The 7,099-nt window shown below is 58.7% G+C and carries 7 protein-coding genes; 5 read left to right on the plus strand and 2 right to left on the minus strand.

From position 1 onward, the window contains the following. Nucleotides 1-76 precede the first annotated feature (76 nt). Nucleotides 77-1,588, minus strand: coding sequence for a DegQ family serine endoprotease (locus VEH04_19210; protein ID HYG24903.1), 1,512 nt, complete (start codon nucleotides 1,586-1,588; stop codon nucleotides 77-79). A gap of 152 nt (nucleotides 1,589-1,740) precedes the next feature. On the opposite strand from VEH04_19210, the gene rimO reads away from it, so the two are divergent. The 3 genes from rimO to VEH04_19225 all read left to right on the plus strand — a co-directional run bounded on the left by rimO (nucleotide 1,741) and on the right by VEH04_19225 (nucleotide 4,710). Then, entirely contained in the window at nucleotides 1,741-3,426 is a 1,686-nt protein-coding gene (gene rimO / locus VEH04_19215; protein HYG24904.1) for a 30S ribosomal protein S12 methylthiotransferase RimO, read from the plus strand. Nucleotides 3,427-3,514: 88 nt separating this feature from the next. Further along, complete coding sequence (pgsA, locus tag VEH04_19220) at nucleotides 3,515-4,108, plus strand: CDP-diacylglycerol--glycerol-3-phosphate 3-phosphatidyltransferase (GenBank protein ID HYG24905.1); 594 nt, start codon at nucleotides 3,515-3,517, stop codon at nucleotides 4,106-4,108. A gap of 77 nt (nucleotides 4,109-4,185) precedes the next feature. Then, the gene (locus VEH04_19225) at nucleotides 4,186-4,710 is read left to right on the plus strand and encodes a phosphatidylglycerophosphatase A (protein HYG24906.1); all 525 of its coding nucleotides are present in this window, start codon (nucleotides 4,186-4,188) and stop codon (nucleotides 4,708-4,710) included. A gap of 2 nt (nucleotides 4,711-4,712) precedes the next feature. Here VEH04_19225 and VEH04_19230 read toward each other — a convergent pair whose 3' ends face one another. Beyond that, nucleotides 4,713-5,219, minus strand: a complete 507-nt coding sequence (locus VEH04_19230) for a helix-turn-helix transcriptional regulator (protein HYG24907.1) — start codon at nucleotides 5,217-5,219, stop codon at nucleotides 4,713-4,715. A gap of 127 nt (nucleotides 5,220-5,346) precedes the next feature. On the opposite strand from VEH04_19230, the gene VEH04_19235 reads away from it, so the two are divergent. Both VEH04_19235 and VEH04_19240 read left to right on the plus strand, forming a co-directional pair. After that, nucleotides 5,347-5,538, plus strand: coding sequence for a hypothetical protein (locus VEH04_19235; GenBank protein ID HYG24908.1), 192 nt, complete (start codon nucleotides 5,347-5,349; stop codon nucleotides 5,536-5,538). Continuing rightward, nucleotides 5,535-7,099 (plus strand): AAA family ATPase (locus VEH04_19240; GenBank protein HYG24909.1); only part of this gene is annotated, 1,565 nt, incomplete at its 3' end. The genes VEH04_19235 and VEH04_19240, both read left to right, overlap by 4 nt.

The following is a 7,099-nucleotide window of genomic DNA, read 5'->3' on the forward strand; positions in this document are numbered from 1 at the left end:
TGCAGTGCTGGAGCAAGTCGAAATCCCTGAATTGAAAAACCCGCCGCCCGCAAATGGACGGCGGGTTGAGAGACCGTCAGCTATCGCGTTCGTCGACGACAACATAGCGACTCCCGCCGTTTTGCCAGACGCGCAGCAGCGTCCGTTCGCCTTCTGTTTTCGCGGTGAGCCGGATCGCATCGTCAGCGTTTGCGACGGGCTTGCGATTGATCTCGATGAGGACGTCGCCCGCTTTCAAGCCCGCTTGGGCTGCGGCCGATCCTGGTTCGACCTGGGTAACGAGTGCGCCCTTCACATCGTTCGGCACGTTGAACTCAGTCCGTGCCCGATTGTCGAGGTCCGTCACAGCGACTCCGTCGAGTGTGCCGGCGCCGCTTTGAGGTGAGTCCGCGCGTGCCATGCGGCCTTCGCCTGGCAGTGCGTTGACGGTGACTTCCAACTTCTTGCGTTCTCCGTTGCGGATGACTTCGAGCGGCACGGTTGCGCCGGGCTTCGTTTGTGCCACTTCCAACTGCAGTCGCCGGCTGTCGGTTACGGTTTTGCCGTTGAACTCCACCACGACGTCACCATTCTGCAGGCCCGCTGTGGCGGCAGGGCTGTCCGGAAGAACGCCGCCAACGAGGGCTCCCTTGGTGCCGTTGAGATCGAAAGCTTCAGCCAATTCGGGTGTGATGTTCTGGATCGTGACCCCGAGGTATCCACGTGTCACGCGGCCGTCCTGAATCAAACTTTCCATCACGCTTTTCGCGAGGTTCGAAGGAATGGCAAAGCCGATTCCATGATTGCCTCCCGTGCGGCTCACGATGGCGGTGTTGATGCCAATCAACCGACCTTTGATGTCGACGAGTGCGCCCCCGGAATTGCCAGGGTTGATCGCGGCATCCGTCTGAATGAAGTCCTCGTAGGCCTCAATGCCCATGCCGCCCCGGCGGGTGGCGCTGACGATTCCCGAGGTCACGGTCTGGCCAACGCCGAACGGATTGCCAATTGCCAGCGCGACGTCGCCAATCTGGACGTTGTCGCTGTCAGACAACGTGACTGTCGGCAGCTTGGTTGCGTCGATCTTGATCACCGCAAGATCAGATTTTGGATCGCGTCCGATCACCTTGGCGGTGAATTCGCGACCGTCGTTGAGAGAAACTTTGACCTCATCGGCTCCGTCCACGACGTGGTTGTTCGTCAGGATATATCCGTCGTCCGTCACGATCACGCCTGAGCCGAGCCCGTGACGGAGCTGGGGCCCCATCGGTCCATGCGGAAGGCTGCGGCCAAACTGTTCACCAAAGAAGCGTTGCCAGAATGGATCGTCGAGATTGCCGGGAACCGCCCCGGAGGTTCGCCGCGGTTTTGTGGTTGTCGTCAGCTTGACGACGGCGGGAGCGACTTTTTCGACCACAGGGGCGTAGCTGCCGGATGGCAGGGTTTCCCGCGAGATGGCGGTTGGGTCGATTGGCAGGTTGATCTCTTTGCGGGCGCCGGTTTGCTGGGCGATTTTCTTGGATGCAAACGCGGTTCCCGCGATGGCTAATCCGCCTGCCAGGAAGCCGATCGCCAGCCTTGTGCTGAGTGCGTAGTGAAGTCGTTTCATGTCTCTTAAATGCTTGTTTGTTTATTGGTGTCTCTGAAGGAATAGACCGCGAGCGGATGTCCGCGGTCTTACGGGGGGATTACAGAACTGTAAGGTTGAAGAACTTTGAACTTTGAACTTTACGTGTGCCTGACGTAAGGTTGGCGGCTTTGATGAAAGACCATTCCGCAGAACGCCCCGTGCGCGTCGGCCTTATTTCCCTCGGTTGCGCCAAAAACCTGGTGGACGCTGAAATTATGCTCGGCTCGTTGATGAAAGACGGCGTCGAAATCACCAATGACGCTGCCTCGGCTGACGTCGTGATCGTGAATACGTGTTCGTTCATCGACTCGGCGCAGGAGGAGAGCGTCGATACCATCCTGGAATCGGCGGAATTGCGGGAAGCAAAAAATCGCGGGCAGGGGTTGATTGTTTCCGGCTGCCTGCCGCAACGGTTTCGAAATGATCTGCCTAAATTATTCCCCGAGGTGGACGCCTTTATGGGAATCGATCAGGTGGCCCAAGTGACAGATATCGTGAAAAGCGCGCTGCGACGCCGCCAGCAACGTGTCGGTGCGGCAGCGGAACTCGGCACCGGCGTTCGGGGGAGACATGCGAAGGTGCGGAAAACCCTCGCAGCGTTGGATGTTCAGGCTCCCGCGGACGCGCACGCTGAAACGCAGTCCCTGCGAGGGACGGATCGCTTCGGCCAAACCCGCACGTTGCTCGGGGTGCAGCCAGCGGGAGCAGCGGGACCGCTCCTCGAAGTGACGCCGCGGCCCACGTTCATCCCGGATTTTGGAACGCCACGGTTTCGTTTGACGCCGCGGCACTTCGCGTATGTGAAGATTGCCGAGGGCTGCAATCATCCGTGCAGCTTCTGCATCATCCCGCGCATGCGTGGATCCCACCGGAGCCGGCGGCAGGCGGACATCGTTGCCGAGGTGAAGGCCTTGCTCGCGGACGGTGTGAAGGAAATCAACCTGATATCCCAGGATTCAACGTATTATGGTCTCGACCTGCGGGCGAACCACACGCGCGCGATTTCGTCGCCCGAAAAGTTCACGCAAGCGTCGAAAGCCCTCGCGGCCGACTCGACCACAATCTGCACGCTCATCCGGGAATTGAATGCGCTGCCCGGGGATTTCTGGATTCGCCTGCTGTACACGCATCCTGCGCATTGGACGGATGAGCTGATTCGCACAATCGCTGAATGCCCGAAGGTGGCGCGTTACGTGGATATTCCGCTGCAGCACATTCACGACAACATGCTCGAACGGATGCGTCGTGAGACGTCGCAGAAATATATCGAAGACCTCCTGGTGCGAATTCGCAATGGGATCCCCGGCATCGCTTTGCGGACGACTTTCATCGTGGGTTTTCCCGGGGAAACAGCGGAATGCTTCGAGACTCTTCTGGACTTCATGCGGCGGACGCGGTTCGAGCGGCTTGGAATTTTCGCCTATTCGCAGGAGGAAGGCACGCGGGCCGGCAGCATGGCGGGCCAGATTTCTGATCGGAACAAGCAAAAACGGCGGGATGCCGCAATGGCAGTGCAGCACGCGATCGCGTCAGAAGTATCGGAATCGTTTGTGGGCCGCACTGTGCGCGTGCTGGTCGAGGGCGAAGCCAGTGCGAAGGATCTCGCAGGAGCAAGGATCCAATCCTGGGAGCATGGTCTCATCCGGTCTGCGCCATCGACAGGTCTGCGTGGACGCTACCTTGTTGCTCGCGGCGAGGCGGACGCTCCTGACATCGACGGCCGCATTTACATTCGGGGCAAACTGCGGGTTGGGGATTTCGCGCAGGCAAGAATCATTGGCCATACGGATTACGACCTCATTGCGGAGCCTGCATAGAATCGGCTGGCACAACGGCCCTCTTCTGCTGATTATCGCCCGCAGCGCAATGCTTCCGCTGAGTGCGGTTGGAAGCCAGTAATACGAAATGAACCTGCCCAACAAGCTGACTGCCTCGCGGTTTTTGCTGACCGTCGCATTCCTCGTGGTCATCTTCTCGGGGATTCGCTTTCATGAAACCATCGCGCTGATCCTGTTTTGCGCAGCGGGCATCAGCGACTTCCTGGACGGGCAGCTCGCGCGCAAACATAACCTGATCACGAACTTCGGCATCCTGATGGATCCGCTCGCTGACAAGATCATGGTGTGTTCCGCGTTCATCGCATTTGTCGGTTTGAAATGGATGCCTGCCTGGATGGTGGTGATTGTGGTGGCCAGGGAATTGGCGATCACAGGATTAAGACTGCTTGCGGCATCCAAGAATGTTGTCCTGGCCGCCGAAGGTTACGGGAAGCACAAAACCATCTCGCAAATTGTTGCCATCATTGCAGTGTTCGTGCTGATGGCCTATCCGGATTGGGGGCGCCCGGGGGCACTGGTGTTTGGCTGGACATTGATGAACGGGCTTCCTTGGGTCTGGTGGTTTGCCGAAGCGGCGAAGTGGATCGCGGTGGTGCTGACGTTCGTATCGGGATGGCTTTATCTTTGGAAGAACCGCGAGTTGTATCTCAACGACATGTGATATGGAGATGTGGGAATCGATTCTCGTTGGAGCTGTGCTTGCCGTTCTTGTGATTCGATGGCGGGCGGCCCGTTGACATGAATATCCAGCTGTGGATCGCGCAGGGTTTTGGAATTGGACGCATTCCCGTTGCGCCTGGCACGTTCGGCTCGGTTCTGGGGCTGCTCTGGTTCTGGCTGCTCCTTCTCCCTGGAAATCTCTGGGTTTTCCTGGCGGGAACCGCTGCCGGCCTCGTGCTCTCAATCTGGCTTTGCGGCGCCGGCGAGCAGGCTCTCAAGGAGACGGATCCAGGATCGATCGTCTTCGATGAAATCGCAGCGCTGCCGCTCTGTTTTCTGGGCTGGGTTCTCATTCTGTTTGTCCGCTCCGGCTCGATGCCAGAGGCCGCAACTTTTTTTTCGCGCCATGCGTGGTATTGGACGGCGGGTGTTTTTGGCCTCTTCCGGATTTTCGACGTTTGGAAACCGTGGCCTGTCCGGCAGAGCCAGAATCTCCCAGGCGGTCTGGGCGTGACGACCGATGACGCGTTGGCGGCGATTTACGTCAACGTGGTCGTGCTCGTGGTTTGGGCCGGTTGCCAGGCGTCTGGGAATCGCAGTTGACGTCAGCGGCGTGCGGGTGGCGCGGGGACGGGAAGGGTTTCTCCGCCGCCGGGCTGCCTCGGCTGGTAAAGGGCGGGAGAGGATCCCTGCGTCGGCTGACTCTGGCGCCGGCGCTGTGTGGAGGAAAGGATCAGCACCACGACTATGATGACCAGCAACACGCCTGCTGCGATCGCGCCTTTTCGGGGATCAATGCGCGAGAGCTGGAGCATCACGAAATCGAGCGAGCCTTTCTTTTGCTCGGTCAGCGGTGGCGGCTCGCTATGCTTCTCCGTTTTTCCGAGTTCCACGTCCAGAGCAGCCATTGTTTGCGGAACATCCAGTTTCAGGAGCGTGGAATACGTGCGAACGAAGCCACGGATATAAACCGGCGCGGAGAACACATCGAAGTTGCCCTCTTCAAGAGCCCTGATGTGGTCCGTCCGCATCTTCGTAATTTCAGCAACCTGATGGATCGTCAGATTTTGCGCTTCGCGTGCAGTGCGGAGCTTGTCAGCAACCGTGGACATGGCAGCCCCTATTAGCGGGATTGCAGCGCATTTTGCAATCACCGTTTGTCCGTGTAGGCCAAACACTGACACAGGAATCGGCCTCTCGCCGAATTCCCAATCGAGGGCCAAGGGCGAAGGTGAAGCGATGAAAACGCTGAGTGTTCTGCTCACTCTCGCCCTGCTTGCGGGAGCGCAAATGTTGGCATCCCGCCTGAAAGATCGCGGCGCGCTGCCGGCTTCTGCAAACAGCAGCGTCGCTGTGGCTCTGGCTCAGTCGCAAGACGGTTTCACGAGCGCCAACGGCATGAACACAGTCGCAACCAACCAAGTCCCATGAAGCTTCCAAGAAATGTCAAATTCCTCTCGGGAATCGTCCTCGTCCTGCTCGGCCTGGGCCTCCTAACCTACGCTGCCTTTCACAAGCCCGCCCGCGAAATAACGCGAGCCGAACTCGCCGGTTTTGTCGAGCGGGGCCAGATCACCAAGGGGCGCGCTGTGCCATCGCCCTTCGACGGCATTTACCGTGTGGAGGGTACCGCGACGGTGGACGGCAAGACCGAGAAGTTCTACGCCACGACGCATCTGGATGAGGCGGAAGCCAAGGCGTTGTTCGCGCAGAGCGCCATCACCATCGATATTCCCGGACAGGGCCGCGTCCAGTGGATCAATATCCTTTCGACCGTGATTATTGGCGGGCTCGTCATCACGTTGATTGTTTACCAGACGGGAATCGGCAAAGCGAAGAGCTCGCAGGTGAAGGATCGCCCCAACATTTTTTTCAAGGACGTTGCAGGGATCGAAGAGGCGAAGGCCGAGGTGCAGGAGGTGGTCGACTTTCTTCGCAACCCGAAAAAATACGAAAAGCTCGGTGGCAACCTGCCGAAGGGCGTCCTCCTCATTGGGCCTCCCGGAACAGGCAAAACGATGCTTGCCAAGGCCATCGCGTGTGAGGCTAACGCGAGTTTTTTCAGCGCGCACGGCAGCGATTTCAACGAGGTGTTCGTGGGTGTGGGCGCCAAGCGCGTGCGGCAGTTGTTCCGCCAGGCGGCCAAGTGCAAGCCCGCGATTATTTTCATCGATGAAATCGATTGTGTCGGAAAGAACCGGAAGTTCGATACGAACGGCGAGCATCAGCAAACGATCAACGCATTATTGGCGTCGATGGACGGATTCCAGAGCAGCCAGGGCATTGTTGTCGTGGCTGCGACCAACCGCGCCGAGGACCTTGATGATGCGCTGACGCGGCCCGGGCGGTTCGATCGCAAGGTGTTCGTGCCGTATCCGGACATGAAAGGCCGCCGGGCCATCCTGAAGACGCATGCCAGCGGCAAGCCCATCAACGACGAACAGGCGCTGGATTTGATTGCCCAGACGACGCCCGGAATGTCGGGAGCCGACCTTGCGAACCTCATCAACGAAGCTGCGATTCTTTGTGCGCAGCAGAATGCCGCGACCATCACTCTGGCGGAATTGGAATCGGCGCGCGACAAGGTTCGATTCGGCAAGGAACGGAAGTCGATGGTGTTGAAACAGAGCGAGCGCGAGATGGTCGCTTATCACGAGGCCGGGCACACCATCATTCACCTCAACACATCCCTTCTGCCACCGCTTTACAAGGTGAGCATTGTGCCCCGCGGACAGGCGCTCGGAGTCACGACGTTGCTGCCGGATGAGGACCAGAATTTGCAGAGCAAGCATTTCCTGCTCGAAGAACTGCTGGTGCTGATGGGGGGGCGCGCAGCCGAAAAAACATTTTTCGGTTCGACGACAAACGGGGCAGCCGGCGATCTGGATATGTCACGGCGAATCGCGCGAAACATGATTCACAATTGGGGGATGGGCGAACGTCTCTATTATGAACCCGAGAAGCAGGATGCTGAAATCGAGATTAATCGTTT

The organism is Verrucomicrobiia bacterium (assembly GCA_035629175.1).
In the GTDB taxonomy this organism is placed as follows: Bacteria; Verrucomicrobiota; Verrucomicrobiia; order Limisphaerales; family DASXHY01; genus DASXHY01.

What these genes read in the sequence shown, in the direction of transcription:
- VEH04_19210 (HYG24903.1), bottom strand. Translation starts at nt 1,588, where the DNA reads ATGAAACGACTTCACTACGCACTCAGCACAAGGCTGGCGATCGGCTTC.
- rimO (HYG24904.1), top strand. Translation starts at nt 1,741, where the DNA reads ATGAAAGACCATTCCGCAGAACGCCCCGTGCGCGTCGGCCTTATTTCC.
- pgsA (HYG24905.1), top strand. Translation starts at nt 3,515, where the DNA reads ATGAACCTGCCCAACAAGCTGACTGCCTCGCGGTTTTTGCTGACCGTC.
- VEH04_19225 (HYG24906.1), top strand. Translation starts at nt 4,186, where the DNA reads ATGAATATCCAGCTGTGGATCGCGCAGGGTTTTGGAATTGGACGCATT.
- VEH04_19230 (HYG24907.1), bottom strand. Translation starts at nt 5,219, where the DNA reads ATGTCCACGGTTGCTGACAAGCTCCGCACTGCACGCGAAGCGCAAAAT.
- VEH04_19235 (HYG24908.1), top strand. Translation starts at nt 5,347, where the DNA reads ATGAAAACGCTGAGTGTTCTGCTCACTCTCGCCCTGCTTGCGGGAGCG.